Genomic DNA, 16,358 nt, shown 5'->3' with positions numbered 1-16,358 from the left:
CGAGCCCTGATCCGCGAAACGCTCCGCTCCTCAGCGCATCCAGAGGGGCTTGAAGACCGCTCGGGCCTTTGCTTCGCTCGGCCCACAACGCGCTGCAGGCGCGTTGCGCCTGCAGCGCTGGGGCTTTTTGTATTTGTGTTTGTCTTTCGTCGGGCCGAGCGAAGCGATGGCCCGTTCATCTCCCCAATCCCTTCTGGCTGCGCCGAGGAGCGCAGCGGTTCGCGGATCAGGGCTCGCGATTGTCTGAGCGAAGCGAGTTCGAGCGAGACCCCGCGAACCGCGAGCACCGCAGGTTGCCCGTAGCGAAGCGGAGGGACGCAGACAGCAGGGTCGCCTTTTCTTTGCTTACTTTCTTTTGGCGAAGCAAAAGAAAGTGAGTCGCCCGCCGGGGCGAGACCCGGCCCCAGACCTCACTTCCCAATGTTCGGTTGATACCATCCAGGCCAAGCCATCAGACAAGAAAACACATGACAGCCTTCCCCTTCTCCGCCGTCCTCTTCGACTGCGACGGCGTCCTCGTCGACTCCGAACCCATCACCAACGGCGTCCTGCGCGACATGCTCGAAGAGCGCGGCTGGACGCTCAGCAGCGACGAGTGCATGCGCATCTTCGTCGGCAAGGCCGTCAAGGACGAGGCCGCTTTGATCGAGGCGAACACCGGCAGCCCGGTCACCTCGGCGTGGCTCCAGAGCTTCTGGACGCGCCGCAACGAACGCCTGACGAACGAGCTGGTCGAGATCCCCGGCGCACCCGCCGCCATCCGTGCACTGCATGCCACGCTCGGCGGCAAGATCGCCTGCGCCTCGGGCGCCGACCGCATCAAGGTCGAGATGCAGCTGCGCAAGATCGGCGTGTTCGACGCTTTCGAGGGCCGGATCTTCAGCGGCCACGAGATGCCGCGTTCCAAGCCCGCGCCCGACGTCTACCTCGCGGCCGCCGCCGCGCTCGACGTCGACCCGGCCCGCTGCGCGGTGGTGGAAGACACGGTGACCGGCGCCACGGCCGGCGTCGCGGCCGGGGCCACGGTGTTCGGCTACAGCCCGGGCGGCCTGGGCCACAGCGGGGCCGATGCGCTGCGGGCCGCGGGCGCGGTGCAGATCTTCACCGACATGGCGCAATTGCCGGCGGTGCTCGCCGCCTGGCGCGGCGTCCCGGCCTGAGCCCATGCGCGCACGCAGCCGGCCCTTTCTCTTGAGCGCGGGCCTGCTGCTCGCGGCGGCCCTGCTGGCCGGCTGTTCGTCGGTGCGCCCCTGGATCAACGAACCCCTGGGCGACGGCCCGGCGCCCGTCGCCACGCTGTTCAACCCCGACCGCGACCCGAGCCTGCTGGTCGCGGTCACGCTCTCGGGCGGCGGGGCGCGTGCCGCGGCCTTCGGCTACGGCGTGCTGAGCGAACTGCAGCGCACCCACTTCCAGTGGAACGGCCAGGACAAGAACCTGCTCGAGTCCACCGACGTGATCAGCGGCGTCTCGGGCGGCAGCATCCTGGCCGCCTACTACGCGGCCTTCGGCGCCAAGGGGTTGGTCGGCTTCGAGGCCGATTTCCTGCGGCAGAACTTCCAGAACAGCCTGATCACGCAGACCCTGCAGCCCACGCACCTGATCGAGCTCACCTCGCCCTGGTTCGGCCGCAGCCAACTGCTTGCGCGCCGGCTCGACACGCTCTACCAGGGCATGACTTACGCCGACATCGCGCGCCAGCCGCGCCACCCGCAGCTGGTGATCGCGGCCACCGACATGTCGCTGGGCACGGGCTTCGAATTCACCGACGACCAGTTCGCGCTGATCTGTTCCGACCTGGGCAGCGTGCCGCTGTCCTTCGCGGTCGCTGCTTCTTCGGCGGTGCCGCTCGCGCTGAGCCCGATGACGCTCAAGAACCATGCGGGCGACTGCCACGCGCGCAACGTGGTGCCGCGCTTCGCCGGTCTGGAGGGCGGCGACTACCGCACCCGCATGTACCGCTCGCAGGCCAACAGCTACCTCGATGCGGCGCGCCGGCCCTACATCCACCTGGTCGACGGCGGGCTGGCCGACAACCTGGGCGTGCGCCGCCTGCTCGACCGTGCGCTGGCCGGCGGCGGCCTGCGCGACAGCTTCGTCGAGGTCGGCATCCCGCCGGGCAGCGTGCGCCAGCTGGTGCTGATCACGGTGAATTCCGAGCGCGACCCGGCCAACAACATCGACATGAGCGACCGCGTGCCGAGCTTCATGGAGGTGGCCGACGCCCTGCTGTTCGGTGCGGGCGCGCGCGCCACCACCGAGACCCAGGAGTACCTGGCCGACATCACGCGCCAGTGGCGCGCCGAACTGCGCCGTCGCGTGCAGGGCGGCAGCGACGTGTTCGCGCCCGATGCCGAAATCCACGTGGTGCAGGTCAACCTGCGCGACGCCGAGGGCGAGCAGCGCCGCAGCCTGCTGCAGGTGCCCACGGCCTTCACCATCTCCGACGCCGAGGTCGACGGCCTGATCGAGGCCGGCCGGCAGGTGCTGCTGCGCTCGCCGGAGTTCGAGGCGCTGCGCCGTTCATTGGGCGCGCGCCGCGTCGAGCCCTAAGGTGCTTCGCACTGCGCCGCATCGAAGTGCGGCCCCGGCCCCAGCCGCGACAGCGTGTCCTGCGGATTGCGCAGCGGGCAGACCTTGAGCGACAGGCAACCGCAGCCGATGCAGCCGTCGAGCTGGTTGCGCATCTGCGTGAGCGTGAGGATGCGCGCGTCGAGCTCGTCGCGCCATTGGCTCGACAGCCGGCGCCAGTCGGCCCCGGTGGGCGTGCGCCCGGCCGGCAGGGCCTGCAGCGCATCGGCGATAGCGCCCAGCGGAATGCCCACGCGCTGCGCCACCTTGATGAAGGCCACGCGCCGCAGCACCGAGCGCGGGTAGCGCCGCTGGTTGCCGGCGCTGCGCTCGGCATGGATCAAGCCGCGCGATTCGTAGAAATGCAGCGCCGACACGGCCACGCCGCTGCGCGCGGCCAGTTCGCCGACGCCGAGCTCGGGCGAAGGGTCGGTCGGGTCCGGTGGGGAAGAGGGGGCATTGGCCATGGCGCTCCGAGGGTCGATCGCGCGAAGCGCTTGACCTCAAGTTAAGTTGAGATTCGATACTAGCGCCTTCTTCCTCGCATCCCCTGTCCAGCATGTCCTTCTTCACGCTCCCCTTGCATGTGCCGGCCGCCCTGCCGCTGTTCATCAACCCGCCGCGCCTGGCCGGCCGGCGCGCCGATGGCGGCTCGCATGTGGCGGTGGCCACAGCGCCCGCGCGCTTCATCTACCTGGCGGAGCAGGGCGGCGAGGACGCGACCGGTGCGCTGTCGCCGGACTTCGAGGCCCAGCTCGCCCAGGCCCTGCGGAACCTGCGCATGGCGCTGACCGGCGCCGGTGCCGGGCTGCAGCACGTGGTGCGCCTGCGTGTGCTGGTGGTCGGCCACAGCGAGGCCCGGCTGGCCCTGCTCGCGCGCACGCTGGCCGCCGTCTGGGGCGAACTGCCGACGCCGGCCTGCACGCTGATCCCCGTGCCCTGCCTGGCGCGCGAGGGCATGCTGTGCGCGTTCGAGGCCACGGCGGTCAAGGCGATCGCTGCCGCGACCCTGGCAGACTGAGGGCATGTCCTCCGCCACCGTCCTGCCGCGCGCACCCGCCGCCTACCTGAGCCTGCCCGTCCTGTTGCTGATGGCCGTGGCCACCGGCCTGTCCGCGGGCAGCAACTACTTCAACCAGCCGCTGCTGCACTCGATCGCGGTCCACCTGCGCGTGAGCGATGCCGCGGCCGCGCTCACCGTCACGCTGGGGCAGGTGGCCTATGCCTGCGGCCTGCTGCTCCTCGTGCCGCTGGGCGACAAGCTCGAGCGGCGCGGCCTCGCGGTCGGGCTGATGCTGCTGGCCTCGATCGGCCTGTTCATGAGCGGCTTCGCCACCAGCCTGGGCCTGCTGATCGCGGGCACCGTGATGACCGGCCTGTTCTCGGTCGCGGCGCAGACGCTGGTGCCGATGGCCGCCACCTTGTCCGATCCGCAGCGCAGCGGCCGCGCGGTGGGGCTGATGATGAGCGGTCTGCTCACCGGCATCCTCGCGGCGCGCAGCGTGGCCGGGCTGCTGTCGGCCGTGGGCGGATGGAACACGGTCTACCGCGTGGCCGGCGTGCTGATGGTGGCCGTCGCGTCGGTGCTGTGGTTCGTGCTGCCCCGCTCGCGCAATCCCGTGCCGCAGAGCTATGCGCGCACGCTGCGTTCGCTGGGCACGCTGCTGCGCAAGCATCCGCGGCTGCGCAGCCGCGCGCTGATCGGCGCGCTGACCTTCGCCTCGGTCAGCGTGCTGTTCTCCACCATGGCGCTGATGCTGTCGGGGCCGGTGCATGCGATGAGCGACGTGCAGATCGGCCTGGTGGGCCTGGTCGGCGTCGCGGGCGCGTTGATGGCCAGCGTGGCCGGCCGGCTGGGCGACCGCGGCTGGGTCCAGCAGGTCACGGCCGTGTCGGTGCTGCTGCTGGCGCTGGGCTGGGTCTTCCTGTGGCTGGGCGGCGCCAGCCTCGGCTTCTTCCTGCTGGGCATGCTGGTGGTCGACATCGCACTGCCCGGCGTGCACATCAGCAACCAGAACGTGATCTACAAGCTCGAGCCCGAGGCGCGTTCGCGCATCAACGCGGTCTACATGACCAGCTATTTCGCGGGTGCCGCCTGCGGCTCCGCGCTGGGAGCGCTGGCCTGGCGGCATGGCGGCTGGGGCATGGCCTGCGCGTTGGGTGTGGGGCTGGCCGCGCTGGCCGGCACCGCGTTGGCTTACGACCAGCGGCTGGTGGCGCGCCGCCGCTAGCCCTCAGCCCGCCGGCATGCGGCCCGGCGCGGGCTGCTGCAGCGCCATCTGCAAGGCCTCGACCTCGCGCTGCATGGTGCGCACCACCATCGCCTCGCGCTCGGCCATGCGCGAGGCGATCGCGCTCACGCTGACGGCGCCCAGCACCTGGCCCGTGCGGTCGCGGATCGGCACGCCGATGCTGGTCACGCCGGCCACCGCGTAATTGGTGATCGAGGCATAGCCGCGCTGGCGTGCCTGCGCCACCAGCTTCTGCAGGATCGCACGCGTCAGGCCGCCGTAGGGCTTGAGCTGCGGCTCGATGCGCGCCAGCACGGCCGGCAGTTCGGCCTCGGGCATGAAGGCCAGCAGCGCGAGCCCGCCGCCGCCGATGCCCAGCGGGCGCCGCTTGCCCACCTCCACCGTCAGCACCTGGATCGGGAACGAACCCGACTGCCGGTCGAGGCAGAAGGAGTCGGCGCCGCTGCGCACCACCAGGAAGGCCGAGTCGCCGGTGTCCTGCGAGATGCGCGCGAGGAAGGGCGCGCACTGCTGGCGCAGCCCGAAGTGCGAGGCCGCGGCCAGCCCCAGTTCGTAGGCGAAGTGGCCCAGCCGGTAGCGGCGGTCGGCGTCCTGCATCACCAGGCCGCCCTCGACCAGTTGCTTGAGCAGCCGGTGCACCGTGGGCTGGGCCAGGCCGCTGGCCGTCACCAGGTCCGACAGGCGCTCGCCCTCGCGGTAGTTGGCGGAGATCAGGCGCAGCAGTTCGATCGCGCGGTCCAGGCTCTGGACAGTACTCATGGTTTACCCGTGGAACGACATGGAAATCCGGATTATGGACTTTGTGTGTTGGTGCTTCGAAAGTGCATCGCGATACTTCGTGCCTTCGAGAGCGCAGGGATCGACGAAAGACTTTCCGTGTGCTGGCCATTAAGTCCGTATTGCGGACTATGAGGCTCAACCCAAAGCCGCCATGTACCCCATCGATTTCTTCTACCGCGCCGCGCGCCTCCTGCCCGAGCGCATCGCCCTGCAGAGCGGCGACACCGCCCTGCGCTACGACGAGCTGCGCCTGCGCGTCGATGCCGCGGCCGCCGCGCTGCAAGCGCTGGACCCCACGCCCGGCTCGCGCGTGGGCGTCTGCGCGGGCAACACGGTCGAGCACATCGTGGCGCTGCTCGCGGTGCTGGCCGCGGGCAAGACCTGGGTGCCGCTCAACTGGCGCAACCCGTCCGCAGAGCTCGACCGCATCGTGGCCTTCACCGAGCCCTCGATCGTGCTCGCCGAGCCCGCGCACCTGGGCACCTTGGACCTGAAAGGCGTCGGCGCCGTGATCGCGCTCGGCGACGCGGCCACCGGCCAGCCGCGCTTCCAGGACCTGCTCTACCGCCACCGCGGCGAAGTGCCCAGGCCGCACGGCCGTTCGCGCGACGAGGTGCAGGCCATCAAGTTCACCGGCGGCTCGACCGGCGTGCCCAAGGGCGTGATGCAGCCCTACCGCGCCTGGGTCACGACCATCGTCAACCAGATCCATGCCTTCGGCTTCGATGCCGACGAGCGCTACCTGGTGGCCGCGCCGGTCACGCACGGCACCTCGACCTACCTGCTGCCGATCCTCGCGGTGGGCGGCTGCCATGTGCTGCCGGCCGACGCCAAGGCCGCGACGCTGCTGCAGTGCTTTCGCACCCAGGGCATCACCACCACCTTCATGCCGCCCACGCTGCTCTACATGGTGGCGGCCGAGTCGGGTGCGGACCGCGAGCACTTCCCCGCGCTCAAGCACCTGATCTATGGCGGCGCGCCGATGCCGCCCGAGAAGATCGGCCGCATGCGCGCCTTCTTCGGCCCGGTGCTGGAGACCACCTACGGCCAGACCGAGGCGCCGCAGGTGGTGAGCGTGATGCGCGCCGAGGACTTCGCCGACGAACGCAACTGGCGCTCGGTCGGGCGCCAGGGCCTGTTGACCGACATGGCCATCATGGACCCGCAGGGCGCGCTGCTGCCCGTGGGCGAGGTCGGCGAGATCGTGGTGCGCGGCGACCTGGTGATGGCCGGCTATTGGAAGATGCCCGAGAAGAGCGCCGAGACCCTCGTCGACGGCTGGCTGCACACCGGCGACCGCGGCTACGTCGATGCGCGCGGCTACCTCTACCTCAAGGACCGGCTGCGCGAGGTGGTGATCACCGGCGGCTTCAACGTCTACCCGATCGACGTCGAGAGCGTGCTCGACCAGCACCCGGCGGTGCACGAGTCGGCGGTGTTCGGCATCGAGGACGACAAGTGGGGCGAGGCGGTGCACGCGGCCGTGCAGCTCAAGCGCGGCGCCGTGCTGAGCGAGCAGGAACTCATCGCCTTCGCCAAGCCCGAACTGGGGTCGGTCAAGACGCCCAAGGCCATCCATTTCTACGACGACCTGCCGCGCAGCGTGGCGGGCAAGGTGCACAAGCCGACGATCAAGGCCGAGGTGCACCGCAAGCTCAACCGCCAGGAGACCGCAGCATGACCCAGGCAGGGAACACGCCCCACACCGAGCTCTGCACGCACTCGCAGACCTCGATCCACTACCGCAACGAGAATCTGGTCGAGGACATCCTCGGCAAGAAGACTTTCACCGAAGTCATGTTCTCGCAGATCATGGGCCGCGAGGCCAGCGCGCACGACCTCCGGGTGGTCGACGCGGCGCTGATCGCGATCATGGAGCACGGGCTCACGCCCAGCGCCATCGCCACGCGGCTGGTCTACATGAGCTCGCCCGAGAACATCCAGAGCGGCGTGGCCGCGGGCCTGCTGGCCGTGGGCAGCCAGTTCATCGGCACGGTCGAGAACTGCGCCGTGCTGCTGAAGCAGATCATCGACGCGCCCGAAGGCATCGAAGCCGCGGCGCGCGAGGTGGCGCAGCGCCACCAGCGCGAACGCAAGCCGCTGCCCGGCTTCGGCCAGCACCTGCACAAGCCCGACGACCCGCGCGCCGCCCGGCTGCTGGCCATCGGCCGAGAACATCCCGAATTCAAGGGCGACTACCTGAAGGCCATCGCGGCGCTGTCGACGGAGGTCGACCTCGCCTACGGCAAGCACATCACGATCAACGCCACCGGCGCGGTCGGCACGCTGCTGGGCGAGCTCGGCATCCCGCCCGCGCTGATGCGCGGCTTCGCGGTGATCTCGCGCGCCGCCGGCCTGGTGGCGCACATCGCCGAAGAGCAGCGCGTGCCCACCGGCCGCTTCATCTGGGACCTGGTCGACCACGCGGTGCCGTACCAGGGCGAGGGCGAAGGCCACAACAAGGCCCGGCCTTGAGCGGCACCATGGCACGGCCCGGCGTCCTGGTGCTCGACTCGGTCACCAGGTTCGGCCCCGAGGCGCACGGCGCGGTCGCGATCGCGGCCTCGCACGGCGGCGTGATCGCGGCCCACATGGCATTGGCCGGCGGCATCGTCGGGCTGCTGCTCAACGACGCGGGCATCGGCCTCGACCAGGCCGGCCTCGGTGGCCTGGCGTACTGCGACCGCTTCGGCGTGCCCTGCGCGGTGGTCGACCACCGCAGCGCACGCATCGGCGACGGCGCCGACCATGCGGCGCGCGGCCTGGTCTCGCGCGCCAACGCGGCGGCCACGCGGCTCGGCGTGCAACCGGGCATGCCGGCGCGCGAAGCGGCCGAGCGCATGCAGGCGGCGGCGCTGGCCCCGGTCTTCCCCGGCCCGCTGCCGGCCGAGGCGCGCGAGACCGTCGCGCTGGCCGGTGCGCTGCGCCCGCTGGTGCTGATCGATTCGGTCTCGCTGGTGCAGCCCGGCGACGTCGGCGCCGTGGCCTTCACCGGCTCGCACGGCGGCCTGCTGGGCGGGCGGCCCGAGACCGCGATCAAGGTCGATGTGTTCGCCGCGCTCTACAACGACGCGGGCATCGGCGCCGACGAGGCCGGCCTGTCGCGCCTGCCCGCGCTCGATGCGCGCGGCATCGCGGGTGCGACGGTGGCCGCGATGAGCGCGCGCATCGGCGACGCGCACTCAGCCTATGCCACCGGCGTGCTGAGCCATGTCAACCACACGGCCGAGATGCTGGGCGCGTGGGCCGGCATGCGGGCGCGCGACTTCGCCGTGCTGATGTGCGGCGCCATTCCATGAGCACCTCTTCCATGAGCCCCAACGACATCCACGCCGGTGCCACGCCGCCCGCCGGCCGCCAGCGCGTCGCCGGCAAGGTCGCGCTGGTCTTCGGCGCCGGTTCCTCGGGCCCGGGCTGGGGCAACGGCAAGGCCGCGGCCGCGGTCTATGCGCGCGAAGGCGCGCGCGTGGCGGCGGTCGACATCGACCGCGCGGCCGCCGAGGCCACGCGCGACGTGATCCGTGCCGAGGGCTTCGATTGCGAGGCCTACGTGGCCGACGTCACCGTGTCCGAACAGGTGGCCGCGGTGGTGGCGCAGGTGCAGGCGCGCTTCGGCACGGTCGACATCCTGCACAACAACGTCGGCATCACCCGCATGGGCAGCGTGGTCGAGATGAGCGAGGACGACTGGCGCCAGGTCATCGACACCAACCTCACGGGCGTGTTCCTGACCTGCAAGCACGTGATCCCGCTGATGCTGGCGCAGCAGCGCGGCGCGATCGTCAACATCTCCTCGCTGGCCTCGATGCAGGTCAACACCTATCCCTACATGCCGTACTACGCGGCCAAGGCCGGGCTCAACCACCTGACGCGCGCGCTCGCGGTGCAGTACGCGGCGCAGGGCATCCGCGCCAACGCGGTGCTGCCGGGCGTGATGAACACGCCGCTGATCCACACGCAGATCGCGGGCCGCTTCGCGAGCACCGAGGAAATGATCAGGACGCGCAACGCCGCCAGTCCCATGGGCCGCATGGGCGATGCCTGGGACGTGGCCTATGCCTCGCTGTTCCTGGCCTCGGACGAGGCGAACTACATCACGGGCGTGTGCATTCCCGTCGATGGCGGAAAAAGCTGTGCCGGGCGTTGAGCCCTTTCGAACAAAGAGATCCAGGAGACAAACCATGAACCGACGCCAACCCCTCGTCCTCGCCACCGCCTTCGCCGCCGCCCTGCTGGGCCTCGGCGGCGCCGCCTTCGCCCAGGGCGCCTTCCCCGACAAGCCGGTGAAGCTCATCGTGCCCTTCCCGCCGGGCGGCACTTCGGACATCACGGGCCGGATCCTGGCCGAGGCGCTGGGCAAGGAACTGGGCCAGCCGGTGGTGGTGGAGAACAAGGGCGGCGCGGGCGGCACCATCGGCGCGCGCTTCGTGGCCGACGCCAAGCCCGACGGCTACACGCTGCTGCTGGGCACCTCGAGCACCAACGGCACCAACTCGGCGGTCTACAAGAACCTGCCCTTCGACGGCGTCAAGAGCTTCACGCCCATCACCCGCATCGTCACCGTGCCCGGCGTGCTGAGCGTGACCGCCAGCTTCCCGGCCAGGACCTATGCCGAGTTCTACAAGCTGGCCAAGGAGTCGCCGGGCAAGTTCTCGTACGCCTCCTCGGGCAACGGCGGCGCCACGCACATGGCGATGGAGTACTACAAGTCGTTGAGCGGCCTGCGCATCGTGCACGTGCCCTATCGCGGCACCGGCCCGGCGCTCAACGACGTGGTCGGCGGCCAGGTGCAGATGATCTTCGACACGCTGGCCTCCTCGTACCCGCACATCAAGGCCGGCACGCTGATCCCGATGGCCGTGGCCGCGCCGCAGCGCGCGGGCGAACTGCCCAACGTGCCGACCTTCGTCGAGACCGGCCTCAAGACCTTCAACGAAGGCTTCTGGAACGGCGTGCTGGCGCCGGCCGGCCTGCCGCCCGAGGTGCTCAAGACGCTGCACGGCGCGGTGATCCGCGCGCTGCGCACGCAGTCGGTGAAGGACCGCTATGCCGCCACCGGCGCGCTGGTGGTCGAGGACACACCGGAAGCCTTCACCGCGCTGATCACGGCCGACATCGCCAAGTGGAAGAAGGTGGCGGAGTTCGGCAAGATCACGGCGGACTGAGCACGCCGCGGCCGAACGGCCCTGGGGATGTGCCCCTGGCCGCGCGGGCCTCGCTTCGGTAGGCTCGGCGCATGATCGTCCTGCACCACTGCGTCAGCGCCCGCTCCTTCCGTCCGCTCTGGATGCTCGAGGAACTGGGCGCCTCCTACGAATTGCGCATGCTGCCCTTCCCACCGCGCGCGCTGGCCCGTTCCTTTCTCGAACTCAACCCGCTGGGCACCGTGCCGCTGCTGGTCGACGGCGACACGCGCATGACCGAGTCGGCCGCCATGTGCCAGTACCTGGCCGAACGCTGCGATCCGCAGGGCCTCACCGGCCTGGCGGTGCGGCGCGACGAGCCGGCCTACGGCATGTGGCTCAACTGGCTGCACCACGGGGAAGCGACGCTGACCTTTCCCCAGACGCTGGTGCTGCGCTACGGCCGCTTCGAGCCCGCCGAGCGACGGCTGCCCCAGGCCGCGGCGGACTACACCAAGTGGTTCCTCGCGCGGCTGCGCGGCATCGATGCGGCACTGGCGGATCACGAATGGCTCTGCGCCGATCGATTCACCGCGGCCGACGTGTCGGTGGGCTATGCGCTGATGCTGGCCAGCCACCTGGACTTGGTCGAACGCTTTCCGGCCAATGTCGCGGCGTATTGGCAGCGGCTGCAGCGGCGCGAGGGCTACGCGCGTGCACTGGCCGCGCAGGCCGCGGCGGCCGAAGCACAGGGCGTGAAGGCGCAGGCGGCCACGGTCGGCTGACGCGCGCCGCGCCCTCAGCGCGTGAAGGCTTCGCGCAGACGCGCGCCCGCGAAGGCCTGCGCTTCGCGCGCCTTCTCGAGCACCGCGGCCGCGCCGAAGAATTCGTGCGCGACCCCTTCGTATTCGCGCCGCTCCACGGGCACGCCCGCGGTGTTGAGCGCGTCTTCGAGCTTCGCGCCGTCGCTGCGCAGCGGGTCGAGTCGCGCATTGATGAGCGTGACCGAGGGCAGGCCGGCCAACTGCGCATCGATCAACTGCAGGCGTGTGTCCTTCAGGTCGTCGTCGCTGCGCACCAGGTGTTCGACGAACCACTTCACCATCGCGCGGTTGAGCGGCTTGGCGATCGCGTTCTCGATGTACGACTCGGTGTTGAGGCTGGTCTGCGCCACCGGGTAGACCGACAGCACGTGGCGCGGTTGCGGCAGGCCGGCATCGCGCGCGGCAATGGCCGTGGCCACGGCCAGGTTGCCGCCGGCGCTTTCGCCGGCCAGTGCGAGCCGCGACGGATCGCCGCCGAGCGACGCCGCATTCGCGCCGAGCCAGCGGTAGGCCGCCAGCGCATCGTCCCAGGCCGCGGGGAAGCGGTGCTCGGGCGCCTGGCGGTAGTCCACCGACACCACGATCGCACCCGAGGCCTTGGCCAGGCCGCGCGCGCCGCCGTCGTAGACCTTGCGGTCGGCGATCACCCAGCCGCCGCCATGGAAGTACAGCACCACGGGCAACGGCCCCGTGCCCTCGGGCGTGTAGACCGTGGCGGGCAGGGCGCCCGCGGCACCGTCGACCGAGATCTCGCTGGTGCGCACGCCCGGTACCAGATCCTCGGGCCGGGTCGAACGGCCCTGCTGCTGCAGCAGGGCGTTCACCGCATCGGCGGCCGTGGGCTGCCGGCGCGCCTCGGCCACCTCGAGCTTCTCGATGGCCTTGGGGTGGAGCGACTCGTGGGCCTTGGCCAGTGCCAGCATGTCGTCGTCGGCGCGCAGCGACGCCACGGCATTGGAGATCGCGTTGATCACGGGGTTGGGCTTGCCGTCGTCGTCGTGGCGGAGATCGTCGTCGCTCATGGAAGCGTCCTTCAGGGAAAGAGGGAAGATGAAGTGAAGCCGCAGCAGCAGCGCGGCGCTTGCGCACAGCGTTGTGTCCAGGGCTTCGAACGTGTGTCGGACGGCGGCCCGAGGCGCGGTGAGCGGCCGACAGACGCACCCGTGCGGTGCGCGCCTGCCGCCGCGGCGCCGATTGACGCCCGAGGCGCTTTCGCCCCACAGTGCGCAGGCGCCGTCCCTGGCGTGCGAGGAACGCCATGACCCAGATCGGCAAGCCCCCCTGCGACGACGCCGCGATCCGCAGCGGAGCGGTCGCCGCGCCGTGCTCGGCGGCGGCCAAGCGCGGCATCCTGCTCGCGGCCATCCTGGGCTCGAGCATGGCCTTCATCGACGGCACGGTGGTCAACGTGGCGTTGCCCGCAATCCAGCGCGACCTGCATGCCGATGCCTTCCAGGCGCAATGGGTGGTCGAGTCCTATGCGCTGTTCCTCGCGGCGCTGCTGCTGGTGGGCGGCTCGCTGGGCGACCGCTTCGGCCGGCGCCGGATCTTCGCGATCGGCGTGGCGCTGTTCGCGCTGGCCTCGGTGGCCTGCGCGCTGTCGGCCACGGTGCAGCAGCTGATCGCGGCGCGCGCGCTGCAGGGCATCGGCGCCGCGCTGCTGGTGCCGGGCAGCCTGGCCTTGATCAGCGCGTCCTTCCCCGAAGGCGAGCGCGGCAAGGCGATCGGCACCTGGTCGGGCGCGAGCGGCATCACCGCGGCCATCGGGCCGGTCATCGGCGGCTGGCTGGTCGACCAGTATTCGTGGACCTGGGCCTTCCTGATCAACGTGCCGCTGGCCGCGGTGGTGCTGTGGGTCGTGTGGCGCCGCGTGCCCGAGAGCCGCAACCCGGCGGCGGGCCGGCTCGACATCGCGGGTGCGGTGCTCGCGACGCTGGGCCTCGGCGGCATCGTCTACGCGTTCATCGAGGCGCCGGTGCAGCAGTGGCGCGCGCCGGCCGTGATCGCCGCGCTGGTGCTGGGCCTCGCCGCCAGCGTGGCCTTCGTGGTGGTGGAGGCGCGCACGCGCGAACCGATGCTGCCGCTGGCCCTGTTCCGGCGCCGCAACTTCGGCGGCGCCAACCTGCTGACGCTGCTGCTCTATGCGGCGCTGGGCGGCAGCCTCTATTTCTTCCCGCTCAACCTGATCCAGGTGCAGGGCTACTCGGCCACGGTGGCGGGCGCGGCGCTGCTGCCCTTCATCCTGATCATGTTCGCCTTCTCGCGCCAGGCCGGGAAACTGGTCGACCGCTTCGGCCCGCGGCTGCCGCTGGTGGTCGGGCCGCTGATCGCGGGCCTGGGCTTCGCGCTGTTCACCGTGCCCGGCACGCAGGCCAATTACTGGACGGCCTTCTTCCCCGCGGTGGTGGTGCTGGGCATCGGCATGACGATCACCGTGGCGCCGCTCACCACCACCGTGATGAACGCGGTCGGGCCCGAGCAGGCGGGCATCGCCTCGGGCGTGAACAACGCGGTGTCGCGCACGGCCGCGGTGCTGGCGGTGGCGGTGTTCGGCCTGGTGATGGCCGGCGCCTTCGATGCCAGCCTGGCGGGCGCGCTGCGCGAGATGCACGCGTCGCCCGAACTCGCGGCCCATCTGGCGGGCCAGCGCAGCCGGCTCGCCGCGGCCGCGCCGCCGCCGGGCCTCGATGCGGCCGCGGCGCAAGCCGTCACGGCGGCGGTGCAGCAGGCCTTCGTCGCGGGCTTCCGCTGGGTGATGGGCCTGGGCGCGGCGCTGGCCTGGCTGAGCGCGCTGAGCGCCTGGCTGTGGATCGGTGGACGGGCCGACGGCGCCAGCGTCTCGGCCGGGGCTGCGGAGGCTCGTTAGACTGCCTGGACGATGCGCCGTGTCACCGGCAGCAGCGTCGCCAAAGGGAGAGAAGAATGATGAACGAAGGCAAGTGGAATGCCGTGGGGCATGGCTGCGCGCGGGGCGCCTGCGCGGCCGCGGCCGGCCTGCTGCTGTCGCTGATGGCGGCCTGCGGCGGCAGGACGGTGCAGTTGGGTGTGCGGGGCTACATGCACGACGAGGCCGACGATCCCGTGCGGTATTTCAAGGTCGACGGTGTCATGGGCGCGATGCCCGATGCCGACGGCGAGCCGGGCAGGATCGCCTGCTGCGTGAACCTCCCGATCGAATGGCGGCCCGGTCTCACGGCGACGGTCGAGTTCGGCCACGGCACGGCGAGCCCGCCGGCGCGCAGGATCCTCACGGTGCCGGTGGAGGAATACCGGGGCCACGCGCGCGGCACCCTGCAGGCGCATTTCTATCCCGAGGGCCGGGTGCGCATCGTGGTCTCGCGCTTCGCGCCGGGGCATCCGCGCTATCCGCTGCTCGAGGGCGTGGCGCTCGATTGGGGCATGTACCGCAACTACTGTGCGCTGCGGCCCTCCGACGCGGTCTGCCAGGTGCTGCCCAGGGACGGGGCGCGCTGACCGGCCGACCGCTCGCATGTCCGCAAACGGCCAGCGCCGCGGGGCGCCGTCGCCGATGCTCGGTGCCTCGCCATTTCCGCGCCCCGCCATGCACGCCCCGCTGCCCCGTTCCTTCGCCGCCCTGACCGGCGCCAACCTGGCGGCGCAATCGGCCGAGCAACTGAGCCTCGCGGCCACGCCCCTGGTGGCGGTGCTGATGCTCGGCGCCGGCCCGGGCGAGATCGGGCTGCTCGCGGCGCTGCAGACCCTGCCCTTCCTGATCCTGTCGCTGCCCCTGGGCTGGATGGCCGACCGCCTGCCCCGGCGGCGGCTCATGGTGGCCGGCGAGGTGTTGCGCGCGCTGTCGCTGCTGGCCTTGCTCGCGGCCGTGCTGCGGGATCGGTTGTCGGTCGAAGGTCTGGCGCTGCTGGGTTTTCTGGGGGCGGTGGGCACCGTGGCCTTCAGCGTCGCGGCGCCCGCGCTGGTGCCGGCCCTGGTGCCGCGTGAAGCATTGGCGCGTGCCAACGGACGGCTCGAGCTGGCGCGCAGCGCGGCCTTCGCGGGCGGGCCCGCACTGGGCGGCGCCCTGGTGGCCTGGGCCGGCGCACCGGCGGCGTTCGTGCTGGCGGCGGTGCTGTCGCTGGCGGCCGTGGCGCTGTTGTTCCGGCTGGTCGAGCCGGCGCGTCCCGCGCGGCCACCGCGCCATCCGCTGCGCGAAGTGCAGGACGGCGCCTCCTTCGTCTGGCGCGACCCGTTGCTGCGCCCGATGCTGCTGACCGGCGCGGCCTGGAACATCGCCTGGTTCGTGCTGCAGGCCGCGTACGTGCCCTATGCGGTCCGCGTGCTGGGCCTGGGCGCGGGCGCCATCGGGATCACGCTCGGCGCCTTCGGCGCCGGCATGGTGGTGGGCGCGCTGCTGGCGCCGCGCGTGGTGGCGGCCTTGCCCTTCGGTCGCGCGATCCAGCTCGGCCCGCTGGTGTCGGTGCTGGCCGCCGCGGCCATGGTCGCCACGCTTTTCCTGCCCAGCGGCGTGCTCGCGGCATCGGCCTTCTTCCTGTTCGGCGCCGGCCCGATCGTGTGGACCATCACCTCGACCACGCTGCGCCAGAGCCTCACGCCGGCCGCGATGCTGGGGCGCGTGGGCGCGCTGTTCCTCACGGTCAACACCGGCGCCCGCCCGGTCGGCGCCGCGCTGGGCGGCCTGGCCGGCGCGGGCTGGGGCGAGTCCGCCTGCCTCTGGCTCGCGCTGGCGGGCTTCGGGGTGCAGGCGCTGCTGATCCTGGGCTCGCCGGTCGGCGGCCTGCGGCGGATGCCAGCGGCGGCGGGATGAAGGGGCCGCCGCACGTCAGCGCAGA

The 16,358-nt window shown here is 71.5% G+C and carries 16 protein-coding genes; 13 read left to right on the top strand and 3 right to left on the bottom strand.

Annotation, left to right across the window (positions count from 1 at the left end):
* The first annotated feature begins 467 nt into the window (after nucleotides 1-467).
* Together QTI20_RS30380 and QTI20_RS30375 are read left to right on the top strand one after the other, a co-directional pair.
* Nucleotides 468-1,160 carry an HAD family hydrolase gene (locus QTI20_RS30380; protein WP_286556461.1) on the top strand — a complete coding sequence of 231 codons (693 nt, stop codon included), beginning with the start codon at nucleotides 468-470 and terminating at the stop codon, nucleotides 1,158-1,160.
* Between the two features lie 4 nt (nucleotides 1,161-1,164).
* Nucleotides 1,165-2,553, top strand: a complete 1,389-nt coding sequence (locus QTI20_RS30375; protein ID WP_286556459.1) for a patatin-like phospholipase family protein — start codon at nucleotides 1,165-1,167, stop codon at nucleotides 2,551-2,553.
* Here the strand turns inward: QTI20_RS30375 and soxR are convergent.
* Nucleotides 2,550-3,038, bottom strand: coding sequence for a redox-sensitive transcriptional activator SoxR (gene soxR, locus QTI20_RS30370; protein ID WP_286556455.1), 489 nt, complete (start codon nucleotides 3,036-3,038; stop codon nucleotides 2,550-2,552). The genes QTI20_RS30375 and soxR overlap by 4 nt on opposite strands.
* A 92-nt stretch (nucleotides 3,039-3,130) precedes the next feature.
* Between soxR and QTI20_RS30365 the strand changes: the two genes are divergently transcribed.
* On the top strand, nucleotides 3,131-3,592 hold the full coding sequence (locus tag QTI20_RS30365; RefSeq protein WP_286556454.1) for a RidA family protein: 462 nt from the start codon (nucleotides 3,131-3,133) through the stop codon (nucleotides 3,590-3,592).
* A 4-nt stretch (nucleotides 3,593-3,596) separates the two neighbouring features.
* Complete coding sequence (locus tag QTI20_RS30360; protein WP_286556452.1) at nucleotides 3,597-4,802, top strand: MFS transporter; 1,206 nt, start codon at nucleotides 3,597-3,599, stop codon at nucleotides 4,800-4,802.
* Nucleotides 4,803-4,805: 3 nt separating this feature from the next.
* Here the strand turns inward: QTI20_RS30360 and QTI20_RS30355 are convergent, their stop codons facing one another.
* Nucleotides 4,806-5,582 carry an IclR family transcriptional regulator gene (locus QTI20_RS30355; RefSeq protein ID WP_286556451.1) on the bottom strand — a complete coding sequence of 259 codons (777 nt, stop codon included), beginning with the start codon at nucleotides 5,580-5,582 and terminating at the stop codon, nucleotides 4,806-4,808.
* Between the two features lie 172 nt (nucleotides 5,583-5,754).
* On the opposite strand from QTI20_RS30355, the gene QTI20_RS30350 reads away from it, so the two are divergent.
* The 6 genes from QTI20_RS30350 (at nucleotide 5,755) to QTI20_RS30325 (ending at nucleotide 11,511) form a co-directional block, all read left to right on the top strand.
* Nucleotides 5,755-7,284, top strand: coding sequence for a class I adenylate-forming enzyme family protein (locus QTI20_RS30350; RefSeq protein ID WP_286556449.1), 1,530 nt, complete (start codon nucleotides 5,755-5,757; stop codon nucleotides 7,282-7,284).
* A complete protein-coding gene (locus QTI20_RS30345) occupies nucleotides 7,281-8,078 on the top strand; it encodes a citryl-CoA lyase (RefSeq protein ID WP_286556447.1) in 798 nt (265 codons plus the stop codon). The genes QTI20_RS30350 and QTI20_RS30345 overlap by 4 nt, the downstream gene beginning before the upstream one ends.
* Complete coding sequence (locus QTI20_RS30340; protein WP_286574321.1) at nucleotides 8,075-8,902, top strand: DNA polymerase Y subunit UmuC family protein; 828 nt, start codon at nucleotides 8,075-8,077, stop codon at nucleotides 8,900-8,902. Before QTI20_RS30345 ends, QTI20_RS30340 begins: the two co-directional genes overlap by 4 nt.
* An 11-nt stretch (nucleotides 8,903-8,913) precedes the next feature.
* Entirely contained in the window at nucleotides 8,914-9,750 is an 837-nt protein-coding gene (locus tag QTI20_RS30335; RefSeq protein ID WP_286556462.1) for an SDR family NAD(P)-dependent oxidoreductase, read from the top strand.
* Between the two features lie 34 nt (nucleotides 9,751-9,784).
* Complete coding sequence (locus tag QTI20_RS30330; protein ID WP_286556444.1) at nucleotides 9,785-10,768, top strand: Bug family tripartite tricarboxylate transporter substrate binding protein; 984 nt, start codon at nucleotides 9,785-9,787, stop codon at nucleotides 10,766-10,768.
* 71 nt (nucleotides 10,769-10,839) lie between these two features.
* Nucleotides 10,840-11,511: a glutathione S-transferase family protein gene (locus tag QTI20_RS30325; RefSeq protein ID WP_286556442.1), complete on the top strand. Its 672-nt coding sequence runs from the start codon at nucleotides 10,840-10,842 to the stop codon at nucleotides 11,509-11,511.
* A 14-nt stretch (nucleotides 11,512-11,525) separates the two neighbouring features.
* Here the strand turns inward: QTI20_RS30325 and QTI20_RS30320 are convergent, their stop codons facing one another.
* A complete protein-coding gene (locus tag QTI20_RS30320; RefSeq protein ID WP_286556440.1) occupies nucleotides 11,526-12,572 on the bottom strand; it encodes an alpha/beta hydrolase in 1,047 nt (348 codons plus the stop codon).
* 236 nt (nucleotides 12,573-12,808) lie between these two features.
* On the opposite strand from QTI20_RS30320, the gene QTI20_RS30315 reads away from it, so the two are divergent.
* From QTI20_RS30315 to QTI20_RS30305, 3 genes are all read left to right on the top strand, one after another.
* A complete protein-coding gene (locus tag QTI20_RS30315) occupies nucleotides 12,809-14,416 on the top strand; it encodes an MFS transporter (RefSeq protein WP_286556439.1) in 1,608 nt (535 codons plus the stop codon).
* A gap of 59 nt (nucleotides 14,417-14,475) precedes the next feature.
* Complete coding sequence (locus tag QTI20_RS30310; RefSeq protein WP_286574319.1) at nucleotides 14,476-15,024, top strand: DUF3304 domain-containing protein; 549 nt, start codon at nucleotides 14,476-14,478, stop codon at nucleotides 15,022-15,024.
* Between the two features lie 88 nt (nucleotides 15,025-15,112).
* Nucleotides 15,113-16,333, top strand: a complete 1,221-nt coding sequence (locus QTI20_RS30305) for an MFS transporter (RefSeq protein ID WP_286556435.1) — start codon at nucleotides 15,113-15,115, stop codon at nucleotides 16,331-16,333.
* The last annotated feature ends 25 nt before the right edge of the window (nucleotides 16,334-16,358 follow it).

The sequence above is a fragment of the Variovorax sp. J2P1-31 genome (assembly GCF_030317215.1).
In the GTDB taxonomy this organism is placed as follows: Bacteria; Pseudomonadota; Gammaproteobacteria; order Burkholderiales; family Burkholderiaceae_C; genus Variovorax.
This window is presented reverse-complemented; position numbering and strand designations above follow the sequence as displayed.

Excerpts from the sequence above, each read along its gene's own strand:
- QTI20_RS30320 (WP_286556440.1), bottom strand. The coding sequence starts at position 12,572 with ATGAGCGACGACGATCTCCGCCACGACGACGACGGCAAGCCCAACCCC.
- QTI20_RS30355 (WP_286556451.1), bottom strand. The coding sequence starts at position 5,582 with ATGAGTACTGTCCAGAGCCTGGACCGCGCGATCGAACTGCTGCGCCTG.
- QTI20_RS30315 (WP_286556439.1), top strand. The coding sequence starts at position 12,809 with ATGACCCAGATCGGCAAGCCCCCCTGCGACGACGCCGCGATCCGCAGC.
- QTI20_RS30305 (WP_286556435.1), top strand. The coding sequence starts at position 15,113 with ATGCACGCCCCGCTGCCCCGTTCCTTCGCCGCCCTGACCGGCGCCAAC.
- soxR (WP_286556455.1), bottom strand. The coding sequence starts at position 3,038 with ATGGCCAATGCCCCCTCTTCCCCACCGGACCCGACCGACCCTTCGCCC.
- QTI20_RS30360 (WP_286556452.1), top strand. The coding sequence starts at position 3,597 with ATGTCCTCCGCCACCGTCCTGCCGCGCGCACCCGCCGCCTACCTGAGC.
- QTI20_RS30345 (WP_286556447.1), top strand. The coding sequence starts at position 7,281 with ATGACCCAGGCAGGGAACACGCCCCACACCGAGCTCTGCACGCACTCG.
- QTI20_RS30375 (WP_286556459.1), top strand. The coding sequence starts at position 1,165 with ATGCGCGCACGCAGCCGGCCCTTTCTCTTGAGCGCGGGCCTGCTGCTC.
- QTI20_RS30350 (WP_286556449.1), top strand. The coding sequence starts at position 5,755 with ATGTACCCCATCGATTTCTTCTACCGCGCCGCGCGCCTCCTGCCCGAG.
- QTI20_RS30310 (WP_286574319.1), top strand. The coding sequence starts at position 14,476 with ATGAACGAAGGCAAGTGGAATGCCGTGGGGCATGGCTGCGCGCGGGGC.
- QTI20_RS30330 (WP_286556444.1), top strand. The coding sequence starts at position 9,785 with ATGAACCGACGCCAACCCCTCGTCCTCGCCACCGCCTTCGCCGCCGCC.
- QTI20_RS30380 (WP_286556461.1), top strand. The coding sequence starts at position 468 with ATGACAGCCTTCCCCTTCTCCGCCGTCCTCTTCGACTGCGACGGCGTC.
- QTI20_RS30325 (WP_286556442.1), top strand. The coding sequence starts at position 10,840 with ATGATCGTCCTGCACCACTGCGTCAGCGCCCGCTCCTTCCGTCCGCTC.
- QTI20_RS30365 (WP_286556454.1), top strand. The coding sequence starts at position 3,131 with ATGTCCTTCTTCACGCTCCCCTTGCATGTGCCGGCCGCCCTGCCGCTG.
- QTI20_RS30335 (WP_286556462.1), top strand. The coding sequence starts at position 8,914 with ATGAGCCCCAACGACATCCACGCCGGTGCCACGCCGCCCGCCGGCCGC.